The 26965-nt window shown below is 59.9% G+C and carries 26 protein-coding genes; 13 read left to right on the top strand and 13 right to left on the bottom strand.

Translation table 11 applies throughout. The features are described 5' to 3' along the window. Positions 1 to 32 precede the first annotated feature (32 nt). Positions 33 to 1262, top strand: a complete 1230-nt coding sequence (locus HW450_RS09410; protein ID WP_182385383.1) for a TsoY family (seleno)protein — start codon at positions 33 to 35, stop codon at positions 1260 to 1262. Here HW450_RS09410 and HW450_RS09405 read toward each other — a convergent pair. From HW450_RS09405 to HW450_RS09385, 5 genes are read right to left on the bottom strand one after another with little or no spacing between them, the layout of a single operon-like run. Continuing rightward, positions 1230 to 2756, bottom strand: a complete 1527-nt coding sequence (locus HW450_RS09405) for a polyamine aminopropyltransferase (RefSeq protein WP_182385382.1) — start codon at positions 2754 to 2756, stop codon at positions 1230 to 1232. The genes HW450_RS09410 and HW450_RS09405 overlap by 33 nt on opposite strands. Next, the gene (locus HW450_RS09400; protein WP_182385381.1) at positions 2744 to 3169 is read right to left on the bottom strand and encodes a DUF350 domain-containing protein; all 426 of its coding nucleotides are present in this window, start codon (positions 3167 to 3169) and stop codon (positions 2744 to 2746) included. Before HW450_RS09400 ends, HW450_RS09405 begins: the two co-directional genes overlap by 13 nt. A gap of 22 nt (positions 3170 to 3191) precedes the next feature. Next, positions 3192 to 3605, bottom strand: a complete 414-nt coding sequence (locus HW450_RS09395) for a DUF4247 domain-containing protein (protein WP_182385380.1) — start codon at positions 3603 to 3605, stop codon at positions 3192 to 3194. Then, the gene (locus tag HW450_RS09390) at positions 3602 to 4087 is read right to left on the bottom strand and encodes a DUF2617 family protein (RefSeq protein ID WP_182385379.1); all 486 of its coding nucleotides are present in this window, start codon (positions 4085 to 4087) and stop codon (positions 3602 to 3604) included. The genes HW450_RS09395 and HW450_RS09390 overlap by 4 nt, the downstream gene beginning before the upstream one ends. Before the next feature lie 3 nt (positions 4088 to 4090). Continuing rightward, positions 4091 to 4711 (bottom strand): DUF4178 domain-containing protein, encoded by a 621-nt coding sequence (locus HW450_RS09385; protein WP_182385378.1) that lies wholly within the window; start codon positions 4709 to 4711, stop codon positions 4091 to 4093. A gap of 576 nt (positions 4712 to 5287) precedes the next feature. Here HW450_RS09385 and HW450_RS09380 point away from each other — a divergent pair. The 3 genes from HW450_RS09380 (at position 5288) to HW450_RS09370 (ending at position 9983) form a co-directional block, all read left to right on the top strand. After that, positions 5288 to 5575 (top strand): rhodanese-like domain-containing protein, encoded by a 288-nt coding sequence (locus HW450_RS09380; RefSeq protein WP_182385377.1) that lies wholly within the window; start codon positions 5288 to 5290, stop codon positions 5573 to 5575. A 68-nt stretch (positions 5576 to 5643) separates the two neighbouring features. Beyond that, positions 5644 to 6096 (top strand): MarR family winged helix-turn-helix transcriptional regulator, encoded by a 453-nt coding sequence (locus HW450_RS09375; protein WP_182385376.1) that lies wholly within the window; start codon positions 5644 to 5646, stop codon positions 6094 to 6096. Positions 6097 to 6098: 2 nt separating this feature from the next. Then, positions 6099 to 9983, top strand: coding sequence for a Pls/PosA family non-ribosomal peptide synthetase (locus HW450_RS09370; protein ID WP_182385375.1), 3885 nt, complete (start codon positions 6099 to 6101; stop codon positions 9981 to 9983). Positions 9984 to 10028: 45 nt separating this feature from the next. Here HW450_RS09370 and ppk2 read toward each other — a convergent pair whose 3' ends face one another. From ppk2 to HW450_RS09345, 5 genes are all read right to left on the bottom strand, one after another. Next, complete coding sequence (ppk2, locus tag HW450_RS09365) at positions 10029 to 10928, bottom strand: polyphosphate kinase 2 (protein ID WP_182385374.1); 900 nt, start codon at positions 10926 to 10928, stop codon at positions 10029 to 10031. Positions 10929 to 11227: 299 nt separating this feature from the next. After that, positions 11228 to 11374: a hypothetical protein gene (locus HW450_RS09360; RefSeq protein WP_182385373.1), complete on the bottom strand. Its 147-nt coding sequence runs from the start codon at positions 11372 to 11374 to the stop codon at positions 11228 to 11230. A gap of 47 nt (positions 11375 to 11421) precedes the next feature. Then, positions 11422 to 11607 carry a hypothetical protein gene (locus tag HW450_RS09355; RefSeq protein ID WP_182385372.1) on the bottom strand — a complete coding sequence of 62 codons (186 nt, stop codon included), beginning with the start codon at positions 11605 to 11607 and terminating at the stop codon, positions 11422 to 11424. Positions 11608 to 12104: 497 nt separating this feature from the next. Then, positions 12105 to 13748 (bottom strand): chaperonin GroEL, encoded by a 1644-nt coding sequence (gene groL, locus HW450_RS09350; protein WP_182385371.1) that lies wholly within the window; start codon positions 13746 to 13748, stop codon positions 12105 to 12107. A gap of 268 nt (positions 13749 to 14016) precedes the next feature. After that, positions 14017 to 14769 carry a hypothetical protein gene (locus HW450_RS09345; RefSeq protein ID WP_182385370.1) on the bottom strand — a complete coding sequence of 251 codons (753 nt, stop codon included), beginning with the start codon at positions 14767 to 14769 and terminating at the stop codon, positions 14017 to 14019. A gap of 405 nt (positions 14770 to 15174) precedes the next feature. On the opposite strand from HW450_RS09345, the gene HW450_RS09340 reads away from it, so the two are divergent. The 9 genes from HW450_RS09340 to HW450_RS09300 all read left to right on the top strand — a co-directional run bounded on the left by HW450_RS09340 (position 15175) and on the right by HW450_RS09300 (position 24999). Beyond that, entirely contained in the window at positions 15175 to 15960 is a 786-nt protein-coding gene (locus HW450_RS09340; RefSeq protein ID WP_182385369.1) for a hypothetical protein, read from the top strand. A gap of 64 nt (positions 15961 to 16024) precedes the next feature. Further along, complete coding sequence (locus HW450_RS09335) at positions 16025 to 17380, top strand: dipeptidase (protein ID WP_182385368.1); 1356 nt, start codon at positions 16025 to 16027, stop codon at positions 17378 to 17380. An 801-nt stretch (positions 17381 to 18181) separates the two neighbouring features. Then, the gene (locus HW450_RS09330; RefSeq protein WP_182385367.1) at positions 18182 to 18700 is read left to right on the top strand and encodes an acetyl-CoA acetyltransferase; all 519 of its coding nucleotides are present in this window, start codon (positions 18182 to 18184) and stop codon (positions 18698 to 18700) included. A gap of 162 nt (positions 18701 to 18862) precedes the next feature. Then, positions 18863 to 21715: a Na+/H+ antiporter subunit A gene (locus tag HW450_RS09325; protein WP_182385366.1), complete on the top strand. Its 2853-nt coding sequence runs from the start codon at positions 18863 to 18865 to the stop codon at positions 21713 to 21715. Between the two features lie 5 nt (positions 21716 to 21720). Further along, complete coding sequence (locus HW450_RS09320) at positions 21721 to 22209, top strand: Na(+)/H(+) antiporter subunit C (protein ID WP_182385365.1); 489 nt, start codon at positions 21721 to 21723, stop codon at positions 22207 to 22209. Continuing rightward, complete coding sequence (locus tag HW450_RS09315; RefSeq protein WP_182385364.1) at positions 22202 to 23863, top strand: Na+/H+ antiporter subunit D; 1662 nt, start codon at positions 22202 to 22204, stop codon at positions 23861 to 23863. Before HW450_RS09320 ends, HW450_RS09315 begins: the two co-directional genes overlap by 8 nt. Beyond that, positions 23860 to 24372 carry a Na+/H+ antiporter subunit E gene (locus HW450_RS09310; RefSeq protein WP_182385363.1) on the top strand — a complete coding sequence of 171 codons (513 nt, stop codon included), beginning with the start codon at positions 23860 to 23862 and terminating at the stop codon, positions 24370 to 24372. The genes HW450_RS09315 and HW450_RS09310 overlap by 4 nt, the downstream gene beginning before the upstream one ends. Positions 24373 to 24376: 4 nt before the next feature. Then, positions 24377 to 24649, top strand: coding sequence for a monovalent cation/H+ antiporter complex subunit F (locus HW450_RS09305; protein ID WP_182385362.1), 273 nt, complete (start codon positions 24377 to 24379; stop codon positions 24647 to 24649). After that, on the top strand, positions 24649 to 24999 hold the full coding sequence (locus HW450_RS09300; protein ID WP_182385361.1) for a monovalent cation/H(+) antiporter subunit G: 351 nt from the start codon (positions 24649 to 24651) through the stop codon (positions 24997 to 24999). Before HW450_RS09305 ends, HW450_RS09300 begins: the two co-directional genes overlap by 1 nt. On the opposite strand, the gene HW450_RS09295 is transcribed toward HW450_RS09300, so the two are convergent. Genes HW450_RS09295 through HW450_RS09285 form a run of 3 tightly spaced genes read right to left on the bottom strand, consistent with a single transcriptional unit; the run spans position 24996 to position 26960 of the window. Beyond that, a complete protein-coding gene (locus HW450_RS09295; protein WP_182385360.1) occupies positions 24996 to 26120 on the bottom strand; it encodes a glutamate--cysteine ligase in 1125 nt (374 codons plus the stop codon). The genes HW450_RS09300 and HW450_RS09295 overlap by 4 nt on opposite strands. Before the next feature lie 10 nt (positions 26121 to 26130). Continuing rightward, positions 26131 to 26700, bottom strand: a complete 570-nt coding sequence (locus HW450_RS09290) for a LytR C-terminal domain-containing protein (protein ID WP_232843231.1) — start codon at positions 26698 to 26700, stop codon at positions 26131 to 26133. A 26-nt stretch (positions 26701 to 26726) separates the two neighbouring features. Further along, the gene (locus tag HW450_RS09285; protein ID WP_182385359.1) at positions 26727 to 26960 is read right to left on the bottom strand and encodes a DUF3263 domain-containing protein; all 234 of its coding nucleotides are present in this window, start codon (positions 26958 to 26960) and stop codon (positions 26727 to 26729) included. Positions 26961 to 26965: the final 5 nt, after the last annotated feature.

Here is a 26965-nt window from a genome sequence, read left to right as displayed (position 1 = left end):
CCCTTCGAATACAGAAAGTTGTTGGCTAAGTTATGTTGTCTCACCTTGGCGAAAAGTACTCGCCACTTTATTTCCTATCCTCACTCGGCTTTGGCGGGATGAGCATTGGTTTCTTCATGATCTTCATGCACCTCACCCCGCACCCAAAGACCCCGATCCCAACCCTGGAATCAATACAGGCGGCATGGTCCACCGCCGGGCCGATCATGAAGTCCGCGATCGTCATCGGTTATGCGGGCATGTTTGTGTTTTTCGCTATCCATGTAGCGCTCCTGTTGTGGAATCTCAAGGAGTTTGCCGCGTTTAAGCGCACTGCGGCGTATCCGAAGTTGCTCAGCTCTAATGCGGAGATCACGTTGATGGCGATCCCCCTCACCCTCGCGATGACTGTCAATGGCCTGTTCATGGCATTTGCCACCACCACTCCCAATTTGTGGAGCGTGGTGGAGTACTTGTTCCCCGGCGCGTTGGTCGCCTACGGTCTGACGGGCGTCCTCGCGCTGAAGTACTTGGCGGGGTATGTGAAGCGCATTTTGACCGCTGGGTTCGATTTCGAGGGCAATGGTGGCCTGAACCAGCTGCTGTCTGGGTTTTCGTTCGCGATGGTGGCCGTTGGTTTCGCCGCGCCCGCCGCGATGAGCGATAACAAGTACACGGTGCTGTTCGGCTTCGCTGGTGCGCTGTTCTTCGGCGTGATCTCTGCGATGCTCGTCGCCGTGTTCCTTCCGATGGGCGCCATGAGCATGTTCCGCTACAAACTCACCCTGCACAACTCCGCGACGTTGTGGTTGATGGTTCCGATCATGACGCTGTGGGCGATAACGTTCCTGCGCCTGCGCCATGGCACGCACACGCTTGCCGACGCCGGGGCCACCGCACTCAGCAAGCCGCTAGCACCCCATTCGGCGACATCCATCATGGTGATGGTGGTGCTGGGGGTTGCGTTGGCGATCCAGTTGGCGTTTCTCATGGGCGGCCACGCCGTGATGAAGAAAAACGGTTTCTACCGCAGGTTCGTGTTCTCACAGGAAAACCGCACTCCGGCACCGTTTACGCTGGTCTGCCCGGGTGTTGCCCTAACAGTATTGGGCTACTTCTTCCTGCATGTGGGCTTGGTGAAGAACGGGCTGCTCGCCAGCGGCACCCCACTCTATGCACTAGCGATGGTGTTGATCGTAGCGGTTCAGGTGGCCACGATTGGCTTGATGGTGGTGCTGACTAAGAACCAGCTATTCCCCCGCCAGGCGGTAGCCACGACGTAGGTCGTCAACAATGTACGGGTGGTCCAGGGTAGATGGCGGCAGGTCCCGTGGCCCGTTGTCCAGCCCGAATACCCCAGCTGCAGCTAGCACCTCCGGGGAAAGATAGCGCAGCCCCGACACCGAGGGCATGGTGAGGGCATCTCCGCACAGCACGAAACCCCAATCCCCGAAGGTGGGCACGTGGGTGTGGTACGGGAGCGTCGATAAGCAGCCTGCAGCCTCGAGCGTGGCGCGCACCCGCCAGAACACGTCGGGCGTCGTGAAGGCGCTAGATGCCTGGACCACCATGCGCCCCGACGGCCTCAGAGTCGCGAGCGCCAGGGTGTAGAACTCCTGCGAATAGAGCCTCGCCAGGGTGGGGTTGTCGGGGTCGGGGAGGTCGATGATCACGGCGTCGTACTGCTTGCCCTCTCCCCCGGCGCGGAGCCACGTGAAAGCGTCCTCATTCAGGACCTGCACCTGCGGACTCAGCAAGGCACCCTCGTTATCCTCCACGAGCACCGTGTTCGCCACCTTCACCACCTCCGGATCCAGTTCCACCTGCGTCACTTGCGCCCCAAACCGAATCAGCTCCCGGGCAGCCAGCCCATCTCCCCCACCGATGACCAGCACATCCTTCGTGCGCTCAGTCAGCGCCGGGTACACCAGGGATTCGGTGTATCGGTACTCGTCGCGACTGGAATACTGCAGGCCACCGTTGAGGTACAGACGCCGATCCTTGCCCTGCTTAGTCACCACGATGTCCTGGTAGTCGGACTGGTGCGCGTAGATCACCGGGTCCCGGTACAGCGCAGCACGCGCCGTAGTGACGATCCCTTCGCTGCGCACCAGCAGCGTCGTGAGCAGGGCCAACGCCAGCACCAATGCCGTCACCGCAGACCAGAGTTGCCGACCAGGAAGCGAGCCACGCAGCAGCACCACCGCAATGAACAACGCGGCCGCCAGATTCACCATTCCCGCAGCAAGAGTGCCGCGCATCATGCCAAGCTGCGGCAACAGCACAAAAGGCCACAGCAAGCCGCCGATCAACGCGCCGGCATAGTCGGCAAAGTTCAACGTGGCCAGCAGGGATCCGACGCTTCGCGCGTCGGCAAGCTTGCCTTGTTGGATGAGCGTCATCAACAGCGGCACTTCCATGCCCACCAACGCGCCGATCAGGAAAGTGGCCGCGACCAGCACCACCGTCGACTGGCCCAGCGTCGCGAACACCACGTACAGCACCAGGGCTGACACCCCGCCGATGATGCCGAGCGTGGTCTCCACAATCAAAAACGACAGGCCCGGCCAGCGCAGCAGCGGCTTCGCGAACAGCGCACCAGCCCCCAACGCCGCGACATACCCCGCCACAATGAGCGACGTCTCCACCACCCCACCACCATTCAGACTGGTGGATAGGCTCAGCAGCGCGAGCTCGTAAATCAACCCCGAGGCGGCGCAAATCCCTACCGAAATCAGCAGGAAAAACCGCCACCATCTACTAGTTAAGTCAAACATGCAGCATTCACAGCAGCGATCACAACAAGCAACACCGCGCACGTCACAGCCCCGGCGCGCAGCTTACGATCCAGCACCAAATCACGGAACCTGCCCGGGATCAACGCCTCCAAAGCAACCAGCACCACCGCCTGCAACACCACGCCGAGCAGACCGATCACCACTACCTCTGTGATGCCCTCCAGCAAGGACTCCGGGGAGCCCAGCACCGTAGTCACCACGATCAGCCCCAGGCCTACCTGCTGGCCAATCGCAATCGCGGCCGCATTTGGCAGGTGATCCACAAACACCGCCCGGTACAACTTGCCCGGAGTCAGCAGATCCAACATCCCAAAACCCACTAGCAGCACAAACAGCGACAACACGAAATAAACGACGGTGTCTCGAACTTCAATCAGCAAGTCAGCGGCCATTACGCTTTTCCTTTTCTTTAATTCACTTCACGCCGGAACCGGAGCCACCCGAGCCAGACGAACCGCCGGAGGAATGAGACGGCGAGCTCGGGGTGAAACCAGGGCCGAGCCACACAAACGTCCCGTCGTTGTAGCGCCGCAAGTCTTCCACCCGGATCTCACAGTTGGTAGGACCAGCCTGATAGACCGTGACCACACGCTTGCGATACTTCAAATATTCCGTCCCCGTCTTGGGATCAAACTGGCGGGCCTGCGGCCGATCCTCCGCCGCGATCTGATCCGCCACCTGCTGGACGTTTCCCTCGCACGAGTAAGTGCCATACCGCGAATACGTATTCGGCTTGGGTGACGTGCCCACGATCAGCGCCGCAGCGAAACTCACCACTGCAATGACCAGGAACAGAGCCCCTAACTTTCGCTTCATCCGAGAACTCATAGCTCAAACCTACTAGCCGTACTCACGATGATCTTCTCTTCCGGGTACAGGTGGTGCGTCTGCCACTCCCACACGCCCGCAGCAAAACCTCCGGTCACGGCGGTGATATGAAACGGACCGACGCCCGGAAACTCCGCGACCAGCCAACCATCTAACCCCGCCAGCAGGTCTGTGGCTGCATCGGGAAAGTCGAGGCGGGTGGCCACGTTGGCACGCAGTGCGTAACGACGCCGTTGCTGCGACACCAAGCTCCCCGGGGTCCCCGCGAAACAGGAAATCTCCTCCCTAAAGGTGCAATCCCCGTGCCGGACCGTCGCCACGTGCGACGCCCCGATGATGCCAAGCTCAAGACTGGTTTCCGCCCTGCGCCACTGGGTGCGATAGCTGCGGGCGGTGAGGATCTCGGGCAGTGGGCCGTCGAGAAGCAAGCCAAGGTCGTGGGCGCTGACGTCGGCGGTGGGGCACTCGAGACTAACTCGCATACGTTACACCTTTGGTGCTGGGTACACGGTGAGCTCGCCCGACTGAATCGTCTCGCCGGTCGACACTTCCCACGACTCATCGCTCGCCCAGCCTTCAAAACCGAGCAGCTTCGCGCCCGAGGCATCCGCGTAGTCGATGTACCGCATCTCGCCGCTCTCCGGAAGGCCGGTCGTACCCTGGGATTGGTAGTGGGCGTGGCCACGCTCGTCCTCCTGGTACGTGATCCCCTCGAACTCCACGGAGGAATCCGGAGTCAGACCAGCGCCCTTACGAGTGCGCCACCACGTGAGGATCAGCTGGCCCTCATCAACCTCGACTCCGAACCACTCAGAACCGTCACCGCCATCAAGCAGGTGCTCCCACCAGTAATAAGGCCCCTGGTTGAGAGTTAAGGTGCCGCGTACCACGTAATCCTTCCCGCCTCGAGAAATAATCGCGCCCGGGGCCACGACGTCTGGACCGAACTGATCCGCGCCGACAACATCCTGCAACGGGTCCCGGTGAAAACGTTGCGGCTGACCAAGGCCATCCTTGTCATCTCGGCTGGCAGAGCGGAAGAAATAAATCGCCAGCCCAGCAGCCACGATTGCGATAACCATGAAAATAATAAATCCGGAGTTCATAGTCGCCGATCCTAATGGGGATGGCTGATCTATGCGCCGTAAGTTGACATTCTCCAGGTTCTGCAATTCGGCGCCCCACTGATATTGATGGGCCTTGGCCCTGACATTGCTGGATGCCGTTGATCCCGACATTACGGCCCCGAGATTGGTGGGCCAGACGCACGACCCCGACATTACGCCCCCGAGATTGCCCCAAAAACACCCCCACCAGCCCGAACTTCGGGAGGGTAATGTCGGGGTGAAGGCGATACCGCATACTCCGTGGTCCTGAGCCCATGATTGCTGAGAGTGAAGGGGATAGTGAGGCTGCTGTGACGTAGCACCCACCGGCCCCGAGATTGGTGGGCCAGACGCACGACCCCGACATTACGCCCCCGAGATTGCCCAAAAACACCCCCCACCAGCCCGAACTTCGGGAGGGTAATGTCGGGGACAACGCAAACACCACCCCGCACAACCCGCCACCAGCATCTATCTGCAGGGAATACACATCCAAACCACATGGCGGGAGCGAGTCTGCCTGGTTCTTCCTTCAGTACACTGGCTAACACATCCATCTAAGTAAGGAGAAAAACTATGCGTTCTGTATCTGTTTCTGAGGTTCCGTCCGGCGCCCAGTTCATCGATGTTCGCGAAATCGATGAGTACGCCGCCGTTCACGCCGAAAACGCCGTCAACCTACCAATGTCCAACTTCACGTCTCACGTGGACCAGGTCAATAAGGACCAGGAGGTGTACGTGATCTGCAAGAGTGGTGGCCGTTCTGCACAGGTGTGCCAGTACCTGGAAAACGCCGGCTATGACGCGATCAATGTTGAGGGCGGCACGGATGCCTGGGTAGCTGCGGGACTGCCAACTGGCTAACAGTCAACAAAATAGTGGTGCCGCACCAATGATTTAACTTTTTGATGTTTGGGATTTAACATTGAGGCATGACCACGCCTCTTGAGATCCCAACATGTCTGCTCCAGTCCCCTTCCTTCCAGCTGGAGCGCCTGCGCCGTCGCACCCGCGATGAGGTGGAAGCTACCCTCGCCACCAAGGGCACAACCCTTCGGGAATTTTGGGTGCTGACGTGCCTCATTGAGGCGTCGGCGTCGAGCCAGGCGTCCCTCGGCGAGCTGCTCGCCATTGACGCGTCCGACATGGTTCGGCTTATCGACGCCCTAGAGTCCCACAACTGGGCCAAGCGGGAGCGTGATCCAAAGGATCGTCGTCGGCAGATCGTTGCCACAACCAAGAAGGGCAAGAATGCCCACGCGGAATTGGCGACTTTGGTCAGCGAAGCCGAGGCCCGGGCGTTGGACGATTCCACCTCTAAGCAGCTCAAGCACCTGCGCAAACTCGCAACTTCTGTCCTGATCGCTGAGGAGGACCCTCAGTAGCTGTGAGTATTCATCTAGTCCCCGCCCAGTATTTGCGTGGCGCCGAGGCCCCGCCCGCGCGCACCCTCTATGAGCTGCTGCAAGCCACCGCCGAGGCGCACCCGGAGGCCGCAGCCATTGATGACGGCACGGTGATGACCTACGCCGATTTGATCGAGGAAGTAGATAATTTAGCTGCCCATCTACATGCTCATGGGATCCGGCGTGGGGATCGCATCGGCATCCGCATGTCCTCCGGAACCAAGGATCTATACCTTGCCATTTTGGGCACGATCGCCGCCGGCGCTGCCTACGTTCCCGTGGACGCTGATGACCCGGATGAGCGTGCGGACATGGTGTTCGGGGAAGCCGACGTCAACGCCGTGTTCACCGACGAAGGCCTGCGTATCAAGCGCCTTTCCGAAAGCGGTGACACCGAGCGCCCCCGCCTTGACGACGACGTCTGGATCATCTTCACCTCCGGGTCTACCGGCAAACCGAAGGGGGTTGCGGTCTCGCACCGCAGCGCGGCAGCGTTCGTGGACGCAGAGGCGCAGATGTTCCTGCAGGACGCACCGCTCGGCCCGGAGGACCGAGTGCTGGCTGGCTTGTCTGTCGCATTCGATGCTTCTTGTGAGGAAATGTGGCTGGCCTGGGGCCACGGCGCGTGTCTGGTCCCCGCCCCACGCTCGCTGGTTCGGTCCGGCATGGACTTGGGCCCGTGGCTCATTCGCCGGGACATCACCGTGGTCTCTACGGTTCCTACTTTGGCGGGGATGTGGCCTGCAGAAGCGCTGGATAACGTGCGCCTGTTGATCTTTGGTGGCGAGGCCTGCCCGCCGGAGCTGGTGGAGCGTTTGGCGACGGTGGATCGCGAGGTGTGGAACACGTACGGCCCCACGGAAGCCACGGTGGTGGCGTGCGCCACCACGATGGAGCCGAATCAGCCGGTGAGTATCGGCTTGCCGCTCGCGGGTTGGGACCTGGTGGTCGTCGATAAGCAGGAGCAACCAGTGGCGGTCGGTGAGGTCGGCGAGTTGGTGATCGGCGGGGTGGGGCTGGCCCACTATTTGGATCCGGAAAAGGATGCGGAAAAGTATGCGCCGATGCCGTCGATCGGTTGGGATCGCGCGTACCGTTCCGGCGACCACGTGCGCCTGGAAGAGGACGGCCTGTACTTTGTGGGGCGCGTGGACGATCAGGTGAAGATCGGTGGGCGTCGCATTGAGCTGGGTGAGGTGGAGGCCGGTGTGGCGTCTTTGCCGAATGTTCGCCAGTCCGCGGTGGCGGTGCAGGCCACTGGCGCGGGCGATAAGGTGCTGGTCGGTTATGTGTCCTTGGAGGACGAGACGCAGGCGTTTGATCACGCCGAGGCCCATGAACGGTTGAGCAACATCATGCCCGCTGCCCTGGTGCCGCGCATTCATGTGATGGATGATCTGCCTGTGCGCACGTCCGGCAAGGTGGATAAGAAGGCGTTGCCGTGGCCGCTGCCGGGTACTGCGGTGGAGGCCGAGGGCCTGAGTGGCACGGAGTCGTGGCTTGCGCAGTTGTGGGTGGACACTCTTGGGGTGTCGGTGGAATCGAAGGAGGCGGACTTCTTCGAGCTCGGGGGGACGTCACTCGCGGCGGCCACGTTGGTAGGCGCGATTCGTGACCGGGTCCCCACCGTGTCCGTGCGGGACCTCTATGACCACCCGCGCCTGGAGTTGCTTGCGGAACGGGTCGACCAGATCGCGGCTGACACCGGGGTGTCGCTCACGTCGGAAATCCCGGAAGATATGCATTCGGAAATCAAGCCAGTTGGCCTGAGCACTCGCCTGGCGCAGTTTTTGATTCAGATTCCGGCGATGACGCTGCTGGCCGGCCAATGGGTGACGGGCCTGGCGTTGCTGAATTGGCTGTTGGGCTTTGCTGGTGTCACCTGGGCGCTGTCGCTGCCGACGTGGGCGCTGGTGGTCCTGGTCTTGGCATTCTTCACCCCACTGGGCAGGCTGCCGGTAGGTGCGTTGCTCGTGCGTCTCATCGCCGGGTCTATTAAGCCGGGTACATACCCGCGCGGCGGGGTGACACACCTGCGGCTCTGGGCAGCGGAACGCTTCGCAGCGACGTCCGGAGCCACGAGCATCGCCGGTGCGACATGGATTTTGACCTATGCGCGGCTCCTGGGCGCGAAGGTAGGCGCCCAGGTTGACTTGCACACGTTGCCGCCAGTGACGGGTTTGCTGACGCTCGGGGATCATGCTGCGGTGGAACCTGAGGTGGATCTGTCCGGGTATTGGGTTGAAGGCGACAAGGTGCACGTGGGTGCCATTGAGATTGGCGCTAATGCGCGCATCGGCGCGCGTTCCACGTTGTTGCCGGGGTCGGTCATTGGTGAAGACGCCCACATCGAGGCAGGCTCCTGCGTGACTGGCCACAAGCCGGTGAAGGCGCGGGCGCGCTGGTCTGGTTCGCCGGCGGCGAAAGTGGGCCGTTCCAAGCACCGCTTCCCCGAGGAGCATCCGCCGCGTCGCAGCTACTGGGTTCCGCTGTATGGGCTCACCTCGGTGGCGCTCAGCCTGGTGCCGTTGTTGGCGTTGGCCGTGGCTGGTGTCGTGGTGATGCTGCCAAGTATGCTGCGCCCACTGTCCGGGTTGGCGGCACTGGGCTGGGCGTTGGCGCTCACCCCGGCAGGCGCCCTCCTGGGCCTGCTGAGCTACATGGTGATGGTGTGGCTGATCGTCCGCGTGGTGGGCATCGGCCTGAAGCCGGGTGTGTTCCCGGTGCGCAGCGTGATGGGCTGGCGGCTGTGGGTGACGGAGCGCACGCTTGACGACGCCCGAACCCACCTCTTCGTGCTCTATGCTTCGCAGCTCACTCCCCTGTGGTTCCGCAGCTTGGGCGCAAAGATCGGAGCGAACGCCGAAATCTCCACGGCCGTGATGATTCCCCGCCTGACGGAAATCAAGGAGGGCTCCTTCCTGGCTGATGACACCATGGTGGGTGGCTATGAGCTGGGCGGTGGCTGGATGCTCACTGACGTAGCACGGGTGGGCAAGCGTTCCTTCCTCGGTAATTCGGGTATCGCTGGGCCGGGTCGCAAGCTGGGCAAGAATTCCCTGGTGGCCGTGTTGTCCTCGACTCCGAAGAAGGCCCGGGCGGGATCTAACTGGTGGGGCAGCCCTCCGGAGCGGCTGCGTCGCGTGACGGTGTCCGCCGGTTCCGGTGAGGATCTCACCTACAACCCTGGCTTTGGTGTGAAGGCGGCCCGTGGTTTGGTGGAGACCTTGCGTCTCCTGGGCCCGATCACCTCTGGGTTGCTGTTCGTCGCGGTGCTCGCAGCTTTGCAAACGTTGTGGTCTGTGTGGGGGTTTTGGGCTGCGTGGGCACTCGGTGGCGTGGTGTTGATGGTGGCCGGACTGTGTGCTCTGCTGGTGACGGTGCTGGTGAAGTGGGCGTGCGTGGGCCAGATTCAGGCGGGCGATCACCCGTTGTGGTCGCGGTTCGTGTGGCTGAACGAGTTGCAGGATGTGTTTGTGGAAGGCGTGTGTGCCCCGTGGTATTTGAATCACAATTTGGGCACCGGCGCGCTGAACAATGCGCTGCGGCTCCTCGGTGCCCACGTGGGTCGGGGCGCGTGGATTGAGTCCTATTGGTTCCCGGAGGCTGACCTGTGCGACGTGGGTCGGGGCGCTACCGTGGGCCGGGGTTGTGTGGTGCAGACCCACCTGTTCCAGGACCGGGTGATGAGTTTGGACGCCGTGACGCTTGCCGACGGCGCAACCCTCGGACCGCATTCTGTGGCGTTGCCTGCCTCTGAGCTACGTGTCGACGCCTCCGTGGGGCCTGCTTCCCTCGTGATGCGCGGCGACCGGGTCCCCGCCAACTCTGCGTGGCAGGGCAACCCGATTGAGCCTCGGGTGTAGTTAGCGAAAATGGGCGCCCCTGGTGGGCGCCCATTTTTTGTTGGTTTAGTCGCCGATCTGGTCGCGACCGCGCAGCACGATCAGCGGATCTGGCTCGCCAACGAGCTCGTGATCTTTTCCGGTGTATTCAAACTTGGAAAGCACGTAGCGCATCGCATTGAGGCGGGCGCGCTTCTTGTCGTTGGACTTAATGGTGATCCATGGAGATTCGTCAGTGTCCGTGTAGCGGAACTGTTCTTCCTTAGCGCGGGTGTAATCATCCCACTTGTCCAGGGATGCGAGATCCATTGGGGAAAGCTTCCACTGACGCACTGGGTCTACCTGACGGATAGCGAAGCGGGTGCGCTGCTCCTTCTGGGTAACGGAGAACCACAGCTTGGTCAGGGAAATTCCGGAACCCATGATCATATTCTCGAGCATAGGGACCTCACGCAGGAACTCAGCGTGCTGCGATTCAGTGCAGAAGCCCATAACGCGCTCAACACCGGAACGGTTGTACCAGGAACGGTCAAAGAACACGATCTCGCCAGCGCAAGGGAAATGCTGGATGTAACGCTGGAAGTACCAAGAAGTAGATTCGCGGGGCGAGGGCTTCTCCAGCGCAACGGTACGGGCACCACGAGGATTGAGGTGCTCGTTAAAGCGTTTAATGGTGCCACCCTTGCCCGCAGCGTCACGGCCCTCAAACAAGATAATGTGTTTCTGACCAGTTTCCTTGGTCCAGTTCTGCCACTTCAAAAGCTCGATCTGGAGTGCGCGCTTTTCACGCTCGTATTCTTTGCGAGTAAGACGTTCACTGTATGGGTAATTTTCCCGCCAGGTATCAATCGGCTTACCCGAAGGGGTAAGGAGGACCGGATCGTCCTCGTCCGAGTCGTCTACTACGTACCCTTCGGTAGCGGCGAGATCGACGATGTGGAATTCCTGCTCTTTTGCTTCAGCCATAGTTCAATACTACCCCGGGAACGTGGGCCAGACCTGCTAAAACGGACCCTAAAATAGGTGGGAGTAGTTACTGAGATTCTCGAAATGTTTTTCTGGCGTAACTCATCCCAGCTGCTGGCGCGGAAATGCTCTTTCAGTAGTGGCCTACCGGTGAGCCACCGAAACCTGCGCGTCAACGCCTGAATCAAGCAACCGCAACGATCCCCTGAACTACAGGCCGAGAAACAAAAAGAAAATCCCCCAACCTGATGGTCGGGGGAATTTCACAAGCTAGAGCTCAAAGCTCAGGCTATTAAGGCTTACTTGAGGCCGAAAACCTTAGCGATGCTTGCGATAGCGGAAGCAACGTTGCCCAGTGGCTTGAGGGTCTCGCCCAGAGTCAGGATTGGCTGGAAGAGGTCGATTGCAAAGTCAGCGGTGGAGGTGATCAGTTCAGCAGAAAGCATTGGTTATCTCCTAGTAGATAAGAAAGTGTGATTGATGTTGCCCAGAATTAGTAGGACGACAGAAGAGCCGAGCTGGTGGCATCGAAGACGTTAGATGCGAAGTCATCAGCAAAGATGATCCAGTTGATTGGGTTAGCAAGAGTCACGATGTTATCGAAAGCGCCGCCAATGTTGTCGGAGATCTTTGCGAGACCTTCGATGACCTTGCCGAAGTTGCCGATCTGTTCGAACATATTTACTCCTTGAGAGGTTCCAGCTTCTAGCTGGAGAAACGGTTCCAGTTGCTGACGCCCCTCAGGACGTCATGACTTAAATTAAAGCACATTTCTTTCCACGGTCAACCTGAAACCACTTTTTCTCTCATCACACTTTCCCCCACCCCAGCCACAGCAGAAGAAATGGTCACGTCAACATGTTTCAATCTTCATTTTGTAAATTACCTGTACAGAGCAGGAAAATTGCTTTTGAAGCTGTTTCCATAACACTACTTTTTCGTGAAACTTTTCCTGACCCCGTAACGCCCGGCGGAGCCGCTTCGATTAAGCGCGAGCGCTGGAAATACACCCGAAAAAACTCCCCATTTTTTACCCCATCCGGGGGTAGTTGCATGGCACTAGATACCCTCTACTGTCCCAAGAATTAACTTGTGTGCCTTGCAGAAACACAAAAATCCCGTTCCTTCGCGGGACGTAGCCGAGAAGGAACGGGATAAAGCGGTGCTAAAGGGAGCTTAGAAGGCGCCCATACCACCCATAGCGTCTGCATCTGGGACCGCAGCGCCGGCAGGCTGAGGCTTGTCTGCAACAACAGCCTCAGTGGTCAGGAACAGCGCAGCGATGGATGCTGCGTTCTGCAGGGCAGAGCGTGTCACCTTCACTGGGTCATTGATGCCAGCAGCCATCAAGTCAACGTATTCGCCCGTAGCGGCGTTCAGGCCCTGGCCCAGCGGGAGGCTAGCGACCTTGTCGGCAACAACGCCTGGTTCCAGGCCAGCGTTCTCCGCAATCTGCTTCAGAGGGGCAGACAGGGCGGAACGAACGATCTTGACACCGGTGGCCTCATCGCCGGTGAGGGACAGGGCGTCGTCAAGCACGTGCGAAGCCTGCAGCAGCGCCACGCCACCGCCGGCCACAATGCCTTCCTCGACCGCAGCCTTGGCGTTACGGACGGCGTCTTCGATGCGGTGCTTGCGCTCCTTGAGCTCAACTTCGGTAGCGGCACCCACCTTGATCACTGCGACACCGCCAGCGAGCTTAGCCAGGCGCTCCTGGAGCTTCTCGCGGTCGTAGTCAGAATCGGAGTTCTCGATCTCGGCGCGGATCTGGTTTACACGCCCCTCGATCATGGATGCCTGGCCGGCACCCTCAACGATGGTGGTGTCATCCTTGGTAATAACCACCTTGCGTGCGGTACCCAGCAGCTCGATGTCCGCGGTTTCCAAGGACAGACCGACCTCTTCGGAGATGACCTGGCCACCGGTGAGGATTGCCATATCCTGCAGCATGGCCTTACGACGGTCACCAAAGCCCGGAGCCTTCACAGCAACAGACTTGAAGGTGCCGCGGATCTTGTTGACCACCAGGGTGGAGAGGGCTTCGCCCTCAACATCCTCAGCGATGATCAGCAGAGGCTTGCCGGTCTGCATAACCTTCTCAAGCAGTGGCAGCAGCTCCTTGATGTTAGAGATCTTGCTGGACACCAGGAGAATGTATGGATCTTCCAGGACTGCTTCCTGGCGCTCCATATCGGTAGCGAAGTAACCGGAGATGTAGCCCTTGTCAAAGCGCATACCCTCAGTCACGTCGAGCTCAACACCAAACGTGTTGGACTCCTCCACCGTGATGACGGATTCCTTGTTCAGCTTGCCACCGCCAACGGCGTACATCGCCTCAGCAATCTTGGCGCCAATCGCAGGATCCGCGGCGGAGATACCAGCGGTAGCAGCGATCTCCTCCTCGGTCTCAATCTCCTTAGCGGAGCTCAGCAGCTGCTCGGTAACCTTCTCTACAGCCTTCTCGATGCCGCGCTTGATGCCCATCGGGTTAGAACCAGCTGCCACGTTGCGCAGGCCCTCACGAACCAGCGCCTGAGCGAGCACGGTAGCGGTGGTGGTGCCGTCACCGGCAACATCGTCGGTCTTCTTAGCTACTTCCTTGACCAGCTCAGCGCCGATCTTCTCGTATGGATCCTCCAGCTCGATTTCACGAGCGATAGAGACACCATCGTTGGTGATGGTTGGAGCGCCCCAAGACTTCTCCAACACCACGTTACGGCCCTTAGGGCCAAGGGTTACCTTGACTGCATCAGCCAGGGTGTTCAGGCCCTTTTCCAGACCACGGCGTGCTTCTTCATCAAAGGCGATGATCTTAGCCATGTAAGTATGTACTCCTTGTTAGTTGAGGACGACACTCACGTCACTTAATAGCGGGCGCCCGCGACGGCACGGTCGGTGAGTGTGTTGCCAACCTCACCCGCTAAAAATTCCTGGCACTTAGGCAATGCAAGTGCTAATACTCGTTTCTAGCAGTCTATAGGGGTGAGTGCAAGATTATCCCAGCGAAACATCGCTCCTTATATATAGGTATAGAGAGAATTTTTGCAGACAAGTTTCGGCCACTAAAACCGGATCGGTTATAACCACCCTAGTGAGGCAGCTCCGCGCAATTCAGTGCACCACCCGCAACCATCCGCAGCTGCAGCTGAGATGTCACCTCATCCAGCATCATTTGCGCAGACGTATAGCTCCCATCCGTCGGTCGCGCAGCAATCGCCACCCCAAACCGCCCCGCCGGAGTTTCCACAAAACCGAACTGCCGCGCAAAATACCCGCCCGAAGGATCCGGCCCCCAACCCCCTTTAAACCTCATCCCTGGAATCCGCCCTAAACCGTAGCGCTGTTCAGGAGTTACTAAACCCATTTTGTCCGTTACTATCGCAGCGTTCGGGTGGCACCCTAACTCAGCTTGTGAGGCTAGCGTCCATTCCATCTGCCCAAACACACTGAAACCATGTCGAGAAGGCGCCGAATTAACCACAGGAGCAGGCGCCACCAACCCCGGATCAGCAGCGCCCTGCGCCAGTGCAGCCAGCGCGATTGACACTTTTATAGTGGCCCACGGCACATCCGAAACTAGGGTGCCAAAGATGTGGGACTGCGAACCATCGTAAAGCACTGCGCCAAAATCGCCACCAACTGAGAATACGTCCAGCACCGGCGGCGGAACTTTCCGGGTAATCCTCACCACGGCAGGCTCCCCCTCCGCCTTTGTCTGATACTGCAAATAATCCCAATAGCTACCACCACCCAGCAGCAACAGACCCACAATCGCCACCACAACGCTGACAATCAGCTTCGACGACCATTTCCGCGCGGGAACAACAGGCAACTGAGGCACCGGATGAACATTCGCTTCCCACGAGTCAGCGAAAGCATACGGCTTTGGAGCAGGAAGCTCCGTCAATGACCAGTCTTTTATCTACATCGACAACTTGAAACTCCACAGTTTGCGGATCCGACTGTGTGTAGTTCACACTCTTGTGAATAAGGATCAAGCACCCACGGGCTATAACCCTTCACCATTGCCCAGACCCATTCCTTAAAACTTTTTAAACGTTTGCTACATATTTTTATTAATCTACTTTGATCATTTATTTTAAATGTTTTACATTAACCCTGGTTGCACTTAAGGTTTCACCACACCCAGCAGTGATAAAAAACACGCGCGAGAAATTAAGGCAACCCTAACTCTCCGAACTAAACTCTGAAATCAGTTCATCAATCATCTATCGTGAGGTCTTTCATGCGCAAAGCTCTTTTCACCTCGGCGCTGGCTATTTCCCTGGCAGTAAGCGCGCTTACGGCTCCAAACGCACAAGCTGTGGAACTTCCGCCAGTGCCAGATTATCTAAAACTTAAGATCAAACAATCGGCTGAACACCCACCGGCCCCTGGTGAAAATTCAAACATTGATGATAAGGAAGCCAAAGAATGGGTTAAACAGGTTAAGGAACTATTCCAGAAGGCCTCCCTTAAGGAAGCTAAGGACCTTCGAGACCAACTACTTAAAGTTGACCCCTCCGCATACCTCCACTGGGCATTCCCCGACCTTGCCAAGGTCATAGATGAAAAGGAAATGGAATCACTCGATGCTGAGGCAGAGGCCAGAACAAAAGCTGAGTCTCCTACCGAAAAGGACCTGAAGGAATCCCCTGAGGCCACGCCGGAAACCAACAACAAGCAGGAATCCCCTGAGGCCACGCCGGAAACCAACAACAAGCAGGAATCCCCTGAGGCCACGCCGGAAACCAACAACAAGCAGGCAAACCCAGTCAAGCCGGAAACCGACAACAAGCAGGCAAACCCAGTCAAGCCGGAAACCGACAACAAGCAGGCAAACCCAGTCAAGCCGGAAACCGACAACAAGCAGAAATCCCCTGAATCTGATGCAGACGGCGGGTTTTCCTCTGACAGCGCTTTTGGCATCGTGGACGTCATCCTCAGCGCCTTCGGAACCATCGGCATCGTTTTCGGAATCGGCACCGTGATCAACAATTTCTTGAAGAGCAACGGACTTCCACACTTCTAGCCATCGCGCCCGGGCAAATGAATTTTTGCTCGGGCGTTTCGCTATTGTCCGTATGCTGTAAGGCATGACTAACTCGATTGAATCCATCCGCGACCACATCACGGGCCAGCGCGACCGCATTTTCAAGGACCTTTCCGAGCTCACGTCCTTCAACTCGGTGCACTCCACGCCGGAACTCGCTGAGGAGCTCGCCGGCGCAGCGAACTGGGTAGAGCAGGCGCTTACCGACGCCGGACTCAACGTCACTCACCACGACGGCATCGACGGCGCCCGCATCTTCATCGCCACCAAGGACCCAGAACCAGGTCAGCCTACCGTCCTGCTGTACTCCCACTATGACGTGGTTCCAGCGGGCGACCTGGCCAAATGGACTTCCGATCCGTTCACCCTCACCGAGCGTGATGGCCGCTGGTACGCCCGAGGCGCAGCCGACTGCAAGGGCAACCTGGTCATGCACTTGGCTGCGTTGCGCGCTGTTGCTGAGCACGGTGGCACCCCGCTGGGGCTCCGCGTTGTGATCGAAGGTTCTGAGGAGATGGGTGGCGAGGGCTTGGAAAACCTCATCGACACCCGGCCAGAACTGTTCCAAGCCGATGTTATTTTCATCGCGGATTCGGGGAATGTGGCCGTCGGTAAGCCGACGCTCACCACGACGCTACGCGGTGGCGGCCAAATGCAGGTCACCCTCGACACCCTCCGCGCACCCGTCCATTCTGGCGGTTTCGGTGGCGCCGCGCCTGATGCCGTTTTCGCCATGGTGCGCCTGCTCAACACGCTCCGCGACGAGAGCGGCCTGATCACCATCGACGGCCTCGACTGCACCCAGCAGTGGGACGGCCTTCCCTACGATGAAGCCGACTTCCGCGCCGACGCCGGCATCCTCGACGGCGTTGCAGTCATGGGCTCCGGCACTGCAGGAGTCGCCGATCAGGTATGGGCGCGTCCGGCAATCTCCATCACCGGCTGGACCTCCACCCCAGTGGCCGAAGCAGTCAACGCCGTCCCAGCAACCTGCTCCGCGAACCTCCAGTTCCGCGTCCCACCAGGACTCACCGCCCAGCAAGTCGCCGACGCCCTCGAGGCCCACCTGCGTAAACACACCCCATGGGGCGCACACATCACCATCGAAACCTCAGGCCTCAACGACCCCTTCCGCACCGACATCAACGGCCCCGCAGTCACCTACTTCAACAGCTGCATGGCAGACGCCTTTTCCTCTGACGTAGTAACCGTCGGCTCCGGTGGCTCCATCCCGCTGTGCGAAAAGCTGCAGTCGATCATGCCATCCGCTGAAATTACACTGTTTGGCGTCGAAGAACCGTCTTGCGTGATCCACTCCCCTGACGAGTCCGTGGCTCCAGAAGAAATCCGCGATATTGCGATCGCCGAAGCTCTGTTCTTGCTGAACTACAAGGCATAACGCATTTTCCTTACCTTCTCCCGCGAGCTCAGTTATTTGGGTTCGCGGGTTTTTGCGATTCGCGCAACGTTAGCCCATTTATCACAATATCCTCAATTGCTCCATTGTTCCCAACAGTTGCGTTTTTAGTTGATGGTGGGTCGGCATATCCTTTGCCCCCCCCCGACATTACCCGCCCGAAGTTCGGGTTCATTGAGGCGTTTTGGCAGCATTGTCGGGGCCGTAATGTCGGGGCCAACGCGCTAGCCAGGCATTGTCGGGGCCGTAATGTCGGGGCCAACGCGCTAGCCAGGCATTGTCGGGGCCGTAATGTCGGGGCCAACGCGCTAGCCAGGCATTGTCGGGGCCGTAATGTCGGGGCCAACCCCCACCCCAGCCAACCCCAAAGCCGACTATCTCACCAGCAACCCTCCCCTAAGCGCCCCACCGCTTGAGTTCGAGTCCTGTTTTTCGAGAGTGGGAGCTTCACATTTGCTTTTTGGAAAAATAGCAGGTTTGAAGCTCCGAGTTTCGAATTCCACGTCTCGCGTTTTCCGCTGGACCCAAAAATCCCAAAATCCTACCCACCAGGACAGGCAATCCCACTACCCCCATTGTTCACCCCACATTTGCCAATATATGTGACGGGGATTACTGTGATCTACATGACTATTGCAAACCTAATTCTCCGAGTGGCTAAGGCTACGTACCCCAGCGAAGGACTGAGAGACTGACCCCCTTCGCATGGGGAAGTAGTCGTTAGAACTCCAGCAACCTGGGTCGGTCCGACAAGAAGAATCTCAAGAAAAGGACCACGTAACAATGTTCACCCAAACGACCACCTCCCCGCGCACAGGTTTTCAACGTCATACCAACGAGCTAGCAGCGGACCCTTTCCAAGCACGATTCGGCCACAACCTGCCTAGCGATCTTCGTGGAGAAGCTCGGGGGATGTCCTGGCGGACGTTCACCGAAACTTACGCACCTACCAGTGCAATTCGAATTCACAACATGTTTTCCGAGCCACTTCCTGGCCACCGCTACAACTTCTTCACGAACATCACCACCATGCGCGGTCAACGTCGCATCACCCTCGGTCGCGATATTGAAGCGACCGGACCTATTTCCGCCTGCACCAACATTCTCGCTGAGATGAACTGCCCGATCGAGATCGTCAGCTTCCACCAGATGGATATTTTCGAGGCAACCGTCACCTTCGTTAAGGCAACGTTCCGCGGGACCACTGTCTGGGCTATGGGCTTTGGCCCGGATCGTGACAACTCGGGTGCTGCCGCTATGAGCTCCGCAGCGCACCGACTCCACGGCCACAAGTTCGTCTAAGACAAGTTCACCTAAAACAAGGTCAGCTAATTTTCTGTAAACTCGGTTGCATTGTCGCGCTCTCAGAGACGCCGGCAGTGCAACCTTTTTCTTTTTCGGGGAATCGCGGTTAGGCGTCGACGAGTGGCACGCCCGTGTCCAACCAACCGGAAACTAACCCAGGTGATTGTCCTTTTTCTAGCCCTCCTCATCAACGCTCTCATTGCCCCGCTGCTGGTGCAGAAGTTCGGGCGCGCCGCCTTTGGTGCGCTCGCGCTCACTCCCGCAGCTGGTTTCGTCTGGGTAGCCCGCCACCTTGGCGAAACCCACCAATCAAGCTTCGAATGGATGCCCAGTACTCACCTCAATATTGAGTTGCGACTGGATCCGCTGGCCAGCTTGTTCAGCTTGATCATTCTCGGCGTCGGCGCCCTAGTCCTGCTTTATTGTTGGGGCTATTTCAGCCAGGCGCCACGGCGCCTCGGCGCCTTCGCAGCTGAGATGGCAGCGTTCACCATGGCGATGTTTGGTCTGGTGATTTCCGACAACCTGCTGCTCATGTTCGTCTTTTGGGAAATCACCTCTGTGCTGTCTTTCCTGCTGGTCGGGTATTACTCGGAACGGGCGTCGTCAAGGCGCAGTGCCGGGCAGGCGCTGATGGTCACCACGTTGGGTGGCCTGGCGATGCTGGTGGGCATCATCATGCTCGGCTACGGGGCGGGGACTTGGACGCTGTCTGCGCTCGCCGAAGGCCCGGCGGTCGCGAGCACCCCGTACCTGACCACAGCGGCGGTGTTGATCCTGGTAGGTGCGCTATCCAAGTCCGCAATCGCCCCGATGCACTTTTGGCTGCCCGGCGCGATGGCCGCGCCGACCCCGGTGAGTGCCTACCTGCACTCCGCAGCGATGGTGAAGGCCGGCATTTATCTGGTGGCGCGCCTGGCTCCCGAGCTGGCGCACCTTCCCACGTGGCACCTGGTGGTGATCCCGTTTGGGCTGTTCACCATGCTGATGGCGGGTTGGATGGCGCTGCGCCAGAAAGATCTCAAGCTGATCTTGGCGTACGGCACGCTCTCCCAGCTGGGGTTCATCATGACGTTGGTGGGCATCGGTTCCCGGGAAGCGCTGATGGCGGGGCTGGCGCTGACGGTGGGCCACGCGCTGTTTAAGGCGGCGCTATTCATGGTGGTGGGCGCGATTGATCATGCGACGGGGACGCGTGATGTCCGCAAGCTGTCGGGGCTCGGTCGCAAGCAGCCTGGTTTGGCGGTGATCGCCACGGTTTCGGCGGCGTCGATGGCAGGCCTGCCGCCCCTGGTGGGGTTTGTGGCGAAGGAAGCGGCGATCACTGCGGTTCTGCATGAACAGCTGCTGGTGGGGATGCCGGGCCGGATGACGCTGACGGGCATCGTCCTCGGTTCCGTCCTGACCATGGCGTATTCGCTGTACTTCCTGTGGTCCGCCTTCGCCACCAAACCGGACTCCGGCTGCTCGGAGGCGGTGCGGGGGATGCACTCGGTGGGGTGGTGGTTGTGGTCGCCACCTGCGCTGCTCACGGGAGGTAGCGTGGTGGCCGGGCTCGCGCCGCAGCTTATCGACGCCCCCATCACCCATCACTTGTCCACCATCTACCCTGATGAGCCCGCCTCCCACCTCGCCTTGTGGCATGGTTTCACGGTTCCGCTGGCCATCACGGCCGTGATTATCACCGCTGGTGTTGTGATGCATTGGCAGCGGCGCGTGCTAGCCGGACTGCACTTTTCCCAGCCGGCGCTGGGCAGCGCGAACGCTGCCTATGACAGGGTGCTTGAGGCGCTGCGGACAGTGTCGCTGAAGATCACGGCGAATACCCAGCGTGGTTCGCTGCCGATCAACGAGGCCATCATTTTGCTGACTTTAGTGCTGTTGCCGCTGGTGGCATTGATTACTGGGCAACGGACGAATGTGCGCATGGAGCTGTGGGACACCCCGTTGCAAGGCGTGATTGCCGTTATTGTAATCATCGCGGCCATCGCGGTGACGGTACTGGATAACCGCATCTCGGCGCTGATCATGGTGGGGATGACGGGTTACGGCATTTCCATGATTTTCGCGCTGCATGGTGCCCCGGATTTGGCGCTGACGCAGCTACTCGTGGAAACCGTGTCCGTGGTGGTGTTCATGCTGGTGCTCCGTAAGTTTCCCGCGAGCCCTAAAATGCTGCCCAAAAGCAACTTCGTGCGTGCCCGGGCGTGGCTCTCCGTAGCGGTGGGTGTGTCCGTGATGGTGTTGGCGGTGTTCGCGATGAATGCCCGCACCACCCTCCCGGTGTCTATCTTCATCCCGGATTTGGCCAAGAACATCGGCCACGGAGCGAACGCGGTGAACGTGCTGTTGGTGGATATCCGCGCCTGGGACACCTTCGGCGAGATTTCGGTGCTGGTCGTTGTGGCCACGGGCGTGGCCTCTCTGGTGTATCGCACGAGGGATTTCTCGCGTTCGTCACGACGCCCCACGCTACAAGCCGAGGGCGGCCGGTGGCTCGCCACCTCCGTGGATGATCGCACCCGGAATCGTTCCCTCATGATCGATGTGGCCACCCGGCTGCTGTTCCCGTCGATGCTCGCGCTCAGCGCCTACTTCTTCTTCGCAGGTCACAATGGGCCGGGCGGCGGTTTCGCCGGTGGCCTCGTCGCTGCCCTCGCGTTCACACTGCGTTATCTGGCAGGTGGCCGACGCGAGCTGGAAGTAGCGCTACCGATCGATCCATCGAAACTGCTGGGCGTAGGCCTGTTGCTGGCAGCGACCGCCACCATCGCGCCCCTGTTCTTCGGGATGCCGCCACTGACCAGCCACTACTGGGAGCTCCAGCTACCGCTGATCGGCCACATGGCCGTGGTCACGCCGCTGCTTTTCGACGCCGGTGTGTACCTCATCGTCATCGGACTGATCCTCCACATACTGGGTAGCCTCGGCGCCCGCTTGGATAAAGACGAGGAAGTGCGTAAACAGCGCGCCCGGGAGCGTCGCAATCGACTACAGAGTAAGGACGTGTAAGAACAATGGTTGCTAATTTCGCCCTACTCACCGCCGCGGCGGTCCTGGTCGCCTGCGGCGTCTACCTGGTCCTTGAACGAGCCATCACCAGGATGCTCATGGGGTTGCTGCTCATGGGCAACGGCGCCAATCTGCTCATCCTCACGGCAGGCGGTGGCGCCGGGGCGCCGCCGATCAAGGGGCGCGAATCTGCGGTGAATGCCGTCGACGCGGACCCACTGGCCCAAGCGATGATCCTCACTGCCATTGTGATTTCGATGGCGATGACCGCGTTCATCCTGGCCCTGGCTTATCGCCAGTATCAATACCGCACGGCCGATATTCTGCAGGACGATACGGAGGATACGGTCGTCGCAAAGCGGCCTGCTACTGCCTCCGCCGCACCTGACCACGACCTTTCCGACGACCCAACCACCGGCCACCCGACGCACACCGGCGACGCGTTCGGGCCCGCGTCCTTCGAACAACCGTTGCAGGGAGAAACCGATGCCTGATTCCATTATCCTGTGGCTGCTCCCCGCGCTGCCCTACCTGATCGCGCTACCGATCATCGTGCCCGCCACAGCGGCGGCCTTGGTGCTCGTCTTCGGCCGGTTCCACAACCTGCAACGCGTGATCGCCCTCGGGGCGCTGTTCGCGCTGATCGTGCTCTGTACGCTGCTCGTGGTGCTGGTCGATTTCTCCGGAATTCATACCTTGCAAATCGGCGGGTGGGACACCCCGGTTGGCATCACCCTCGTGGCTGACCGACTCGCCACGATCATGCTGGCGGTGTCTTCTCTCGTGCTGTTCTGCGTGATGTGGTACGCGATCGGCCAGGGCCTCCGCGACGGTACCGACGACGAACCCGTCGCTGTGTTCCTCCCCGCATACCTGCTGCTCACGATGGGTGTGAACCTGGCGTTCCTGGCGGGCGACCTGTTCAACCTCTACGTCGGTTTCGAGGTGCTGCTGGTGTCCTCCTACGTGCTACTCACGCTAGGGGCCTCGCCGAGCCGCGTGCGTGCTGGTGTGTCCTACGTGATGGTCTCGATGCTCAGCTCCATCGTGTTCCTCTTCGCGCTGGGCCTGGTGTACGCGGCCGTAGGAACGATGAATATGGCGCAGATTTCGCAGCGTATGGCAGACGTCCCTTCCGGAACGCGCACCGCCATCTTCGCCGTTTTGCTCGTCGCCTTCGGCATCAAAGCCGCGGTGTTCCCGCTGTATTCCTGGCTACCAGACTCCTACCCCACCGCTCCGGCACTGGTCACCGCCGTGTTCGCCGGTCTGCTGACCAAGGTGGGCGTGTACTCCATCATCCGCGCCCGCTACGTCCTGTTCATCGATGGTCGCCTCGACACCGTGCTGATGTGGGCGGGGCTGCTCACCATGATCGTCGGTATTTTGGGCGCGATGGCGCAAAATGACATCAAACGCCTCCTGTCGTTCACGCTGGTCAGCCACATCGGCTACATGATCATGGGCATTTCCTTCGCCTCCGCCCACGGGCTGGCCGGTGCCATGTTCTACGCCGTCCACCACATTTTGGTGCAAACCGCGCTGTTCCTGGTCGTTGGCCTCATCGAGCGCCAAGCCGGATCGTCCTCGCTCCGCTCGCTGGGGTCGCTGGCGTATGCGTCTCCGGTGCTCGCGATGTTGTACCTGATCCCGGCCCTCAACTTGGGAGGCATCCCACCGTTCTCGGGGTTCCTGGGCAAGGTGATTTTGGTGGAAGCGGCCGCCGAACATGGCGGCACCATGGCCTGGGTGTTGGTCGGCGGCGCGGTCGTGACGTCCCTGCTCACCCTGTACACGATGGTGCTGGTGTGGTCGAAGGCATTTTGGCGCGACCGTGCCGATGCCCCCGACGGCCAACTCGCCACCGCACGCCCCACCCCGCTATCCGATGTGCAGGACATGGTACACATTGACGAACGCGCCGACGTCGGCCGCATGCCAGTGGGCATGGTGGCCCCCACCGCAGTGCTGGTCGCGGCATCCCTGGCGGTGACGGTGCTGGCTGGCCCGCTTTCTGGGGTGGCCACACGTTCGGCCACCACGTCACTCGACGTCACGCAGTATCGCACCGCCGTCCTCGGCACCGACGATAGTGCCCCAGGCAGAACCGCATCACTGTCCCACGATGCTCAGGAGGCACACCCATGATCTCTGGTATTCAGCGTCGGTTCCGTCCCATGACTATCCTGTGGCTCACCCTCATGTGGTGCCTGCTCTACGGGGAGTTTTCCTGGGCCAACATCTTGGGCGGTATGGCCGTGGGTACCCTCATTGTGCTGCTGTTTCCGCTGCCTGCGCTCCCGGTTTCCGGTATGCGCATCCGATGGCTTTCCCTGGCAGAATTGATCGTTTTCTTCTGTTGGGATCTGCTGATTTCCTCGGTGCGGGTGAGCCTCCTGGCACTGCGCCCTGCTCCCCAGCCGCCGGCAGCGATTGTGAAAGTGCCGATGCGGGTGCAGGAAGACTTCGTGCTGTCGCTGGCGATCTCGCTGCTCAACCTCACCCCAGGCGGCGCTGTCATGGAAGTAGACATCCCGTCCCGCATCCTCACCATGCACATCCTGGACGCCCGTTCCACCGCCGAGCTAGATCGCAGCTTGCGTGGCATCGCGGAGCTGGAACGACGCCTGATCCGCACGTTTGAAATGGAGGTCTAACGCCGTGGACTCATCCCTTTACAATCTGTTCCTCACTATCGCCGCCTGCGGTTTTGTGGTGGCGTTCCTGATCAACGGCTACCGGCTGCTCGCTGGGCCCAATTCCCTCGACCGGCTCCTCAGTTTGGACGCCACGGTGGCGATGATCCAGTGCGCCCTCGCCCTGTACATCTGCTGGACCCTAGACACCACGGTCTCCAACGCGATGATGGTGGTGGCGCTGCTCGGCTTCATCTCCTCGGTGGCCGTAACCCGTTTCCGGAAGAAGGACGCCTGATGAATCTGCTATTCGACATCGCCTCGCTGGTCTGCATTTTCGGCGGCACGATCCTGGTGTTGGCCACTGCCGTCGGCATGGCCCGCTTCCGCGACACGCTCTCCCGCCTGCATTCCGTGACCAAACCACAAACGCTGGGCTTGATCCTCACCGTGCTCGGCGCGCTGCTCCGCCTCCTCGGTTCGGGTGAACTCACGCCCGGCAACAAAGGTGACATGGGCGCGCTCGTCCTGGTGATCCTGTTTGCGCTGCTCACCGCCCCAGTGGTCGGCCAGCGCATCGGGCGCATCGCCCGGCGCGAGCAGCTTTACGACGCCGACCACCTCATGCGCAACGACACCGCACGCTAGGGGCGCCACTCCTCCAATTCGGTGCACGCCAAGTCCACAACGGTGCCCCAGTTTCCAGTGCGTTCGAACTCGGCGCGCTGCCTCTGGTAGGCAGCGCCACCTGCCATGATTTCCCACACGTAGCCCAGTTCCTTGGCGCAGCCCAGCTTCTCCGCGATGGGCGCGAGCACGCCGAGCAATAACTCAAGGTCCTCAGTGACCAGTACTTCGTCGGTATCGCGAGTGGTGATAATGATGGCGTCCATCCCGTAGCGGGCAGCGCGCCACTTATTTTCGTTGTTGTGCCATTGCTGCAGGCTCGGCAGGGTGTCTCCCGCAGAGAGCAGATCGTCGTAGTACACGATCAGGCAGTGGGTCAGGGCTGCGATGGCTGCGAGTTCCCGCAGGTTGGTGGGGGCGTCGGAGAAGCGCACCTCAATGGTTCCCCACTTTTCCGCAGGGCGAATGTCCAGGTGCATGGAGCCATCGTGGTCGATCACCCCGGATTTCTTCTGATCCGCCACGAAGGAAGACCACTCGTCCCAGTCCTTAAAGTCGTATGGGATTCCGGCGGTGGGGAGCTGCTGGTACAGCATCGTGCGGTTCGACGCGTACCCGGTGTCGCGACCGGCCCATCCTGGGGAGCTGGCGGATAGGGCAAGTAGGTGCGGGTATTTGGTCATCATGGCGTTGATGATCGGCCAAACCCGGTCCGCTGAGGCGATTCCCACATGGATGTGGACTCCCCAGATGAGCATTTGCTTTCCCCAGTACTGGGTGCGTTCCAAGATCTCGTTGTAGTGGGACTTGTCCGAGACTTGCTGCTGTTCTGAGTTTGCAAAAGGGTGCGAGCCACTGGCCCACAGCCGGGCGCCGTGTCGCGCTGCGGCGTCGCGGACGGCGGACAGGCCGCCGGAAAGCTGCGTGATGGCGTCGCCGACTGTCTCGCAGACGCCGGTGACCATCTCCACGGTGTTGGAGAGGAACTCGCGTTCAACGCGGACGTCGAGATCGTCATCAGCGAGTTCCGCGATGACCTCGTCCGCCAGTGGCACAAGATCGCGGGTGTCGGGGTCGATCAGCGCGATCTCCCATTCCACACCTAAGGTGTGGTTCTGCGTTTGGGCAAACTCAATGGCCATGCCACTGAGTTTAGCGGTTGAGATCCTCGGTGATCACCACAACCACGCCCGCTGGCTTGTCTTTGAGAGCCTCGATGCGCGGAGCGGCTTTGATCTGGAGCTCCTGGGCGATCTTCTCCGCAGCTCGCTGCTCTGCCGCGTTGCCCGGAGTGTAATAGGCCACAGATTCCGGCAGGATCTCCTCAGGGAAGTTGCCAGACTCCACGTCCGGATAGCCCTTGCTCTTCAGGTTGTCGGCTACTCGGTTCGCCAGGCCCTGCACGGTGGAGTTATTGAGGGCGAAAACCTTTGGGGTTTCCGCTTCCCCCGCCTCCGGCGCCGCAGGCGCTGCAGGTGTCGCTGGTGCTTCGGCGGCAGGAACTGGTGCAGCGGGAGTAGGCGCTCCGGGTGCCGGAGCGGCTGGGGCTGGGGCTGGTTGCTGCTGCGTGGTTTCCTGACTGACTACAACATCGTCGCTGCCCGTGTTGGTCATTGAGTAGACACCCCATGCCAGCAAGGCGACGGCTACCGCGAGGATGATCATGGCAATGCCACGGATCGGCAAGCCGGCGGACTTTGAGGAAGTTTCATTCGTAGACACGAGTCACATCCTACACTTCAGTCACATTACTTTCGGAGACTGGCGCGCTGATTCCGCACATTCCCCAACCTGTGAATGAGCACCGGATACTCCGCCAGCGCAGCAGGCACATCAATGAGCGTATTCAACCGGTGGTAGTACCGCACCGGAGTGATCCCCAACTCCGAACGGATCGCCTCCTCCTTCACCCCAATGTTCGCGGGCGCACGGGACTCAAACTCCAAGATCGCGCGATCGAATTCACCAAGCTCATCTGCCATGTTGT

The organism is Corynebacterium hindlerae, assembly GCF_014117265.1.
GTDB lineage: Bacteria > Actinomycetota > Actinomycetes > Mycobacteriales > Mycobacteriaceae > Corynebacterium > Corynebacterium hindlerae.
Note: the sequence above shows the minus strand (reverse complement) of the source record. Positions and strands in the feature narration are given on the sequence as shown.

Bases quoted from the DNA above. Each gene is read 5' to 3' on its own strand.
- HW450_RS09410 (WP_182385383.1), top strand. From the start codon at position 33: ATGTTGTCTCACCTTGGCGAAAAGTACTCGCCACTTTATTTCCTATCC.
- HW450_RS09405 (WP_182385382.1), bottom strand. From the start codon at position 2,756: ATGTTTGACTTAACTAGTAGATGGTGGCGGTTTTTCCTGCTGATTTCG.
- HW450_RS09400 (WP_182385381.1), bottom strand. From the start codon at position 3,169: ATGGCCGCTGACTTGCTGATTGAAGTTCGAGACACCGTCGTTTATTTC.
- HW450_RS09395 (WP_182385380.1), bottom strand. From the start codon at position 3,605: ATGAGTTCTCGGATGAAGCGAAAGTTAGGGGCTCTGTTCCTGGTCATT.
- HW450_RS09390 (WP_182385379.1), bottom strand. From the start codon at position 4,087: ATGCGAGTTAGTCTCGAGTGCCCCACCGCCGACGTCAGCGCCCACGAC.
- HW450_RS09385 (WP_182385378.1), bottom strand. From the start codon at position 4,711: ATGAACTCCGGATTTATTATTTTCATGGTTATCGCAATCGTGGCTGCT.
- HW450_RS09380 (WP_182385377.1), top strand. From the start codon at position 5,288: ATGCGTTCTGTATCTGTTTCTGAGGTTCCGTCCGGCGCCCAGTTCATC.
- HW450_RS09375 (WP_182385376.1), top strand. From the start codon at position 5,644: ATGACCACGCCTCTTGAGATCCCAACATGTCTGCTCCAGTCCCCTTCC.
- ppk2 (WP_182385374.1), bottom strand. From the start codon at position 10,928: ATGGCTGAAGCAAAAGAGCAGGAATTCCACATCGTCGATCTCGCCGCT.
- HW450_RS09360 (WP_182385373.1), bottom strand. From the start codon at position 11,374: ATGCTTTCTGCTGAACTGATCACCTCCACCGCTGACTTTGCAATCGAC.
- HW450_RS09355 (WP_182385372.1), bottom strand. From the start codon at position 11,607: ATGTTCGAACAGATCGGCAACTTCGGCAAGGTCATCGAAGGTCTCGCA.
- groL (WP_182385371.1), bottom strand. From the start codon at position 13,748: ATGGCTAAGATCATCGCCTTTGATGAAGAAGCACGCCGTGGTCTGGAA.
- HW450_RS09340 (WP_182385369.1), top strand. From the start codon at position 15,175: ATGCGCAAAGCTCTTTTCACCTCGGCGCTGGCTATTTCCCTGGCAGTA.
- HW450_RS09335 (WP_182385368.1), top strand. From the start codon at position 16,025: ATGACTAACTCGATTGAATCCATCCGCGACCACATCACGGGCCAGCGC.
- HW450_RS09330 (WP_182385367.1), top strand. From the start codon at position 18,182: ATGTTCACCCAAACGACCACCTCCCCGCGCACAGGTTTTCAACGTCAT.
- HW450_RS09320 (WP_182385365.1), top strand. From the start codon at position 21,721: ATGGTTGCTAATTTCGCCCTACTCACCGCCGCGGCGGTCCTGGTCGCC.
- HW450_RS09315 (WP_182385364.1), top strand. From the start codon at position 22,202: ATGCCTGATTCCATTATCCTGTGGCTGCTCCCCGCGCTGCCCTACCTG.
- HW450_RS09310 (WP_182385363.1), top strand. From the start codon at position 23,860: ATGATCTCTGGTATTCAGCGTCGGTTCCGTCCCATGACTATCCTGTGG.
- HW450_RS09300 (WP_182385361.1), top strand. From the start codon at position 24,649: ATGAATCTGCTATTCGACATCGCCTCGCTGGTCTGCATTTTCGGCGGC.
- HW450_RS09295 (WP_182385360.1), bottom strand. From the start codon at position 26,120: ATGGCCATTGAGTTTGCCCAAACGCAGAACCACACCTTAGGTGTGGAA.
- HW450_RS09285 (WP_182385359.1), bottom strand. From the start codon at position 26,960: ATGGCAGATGAGCTTGGTGAATTCGATCGCGCGATCTTGGAGTTTGAG.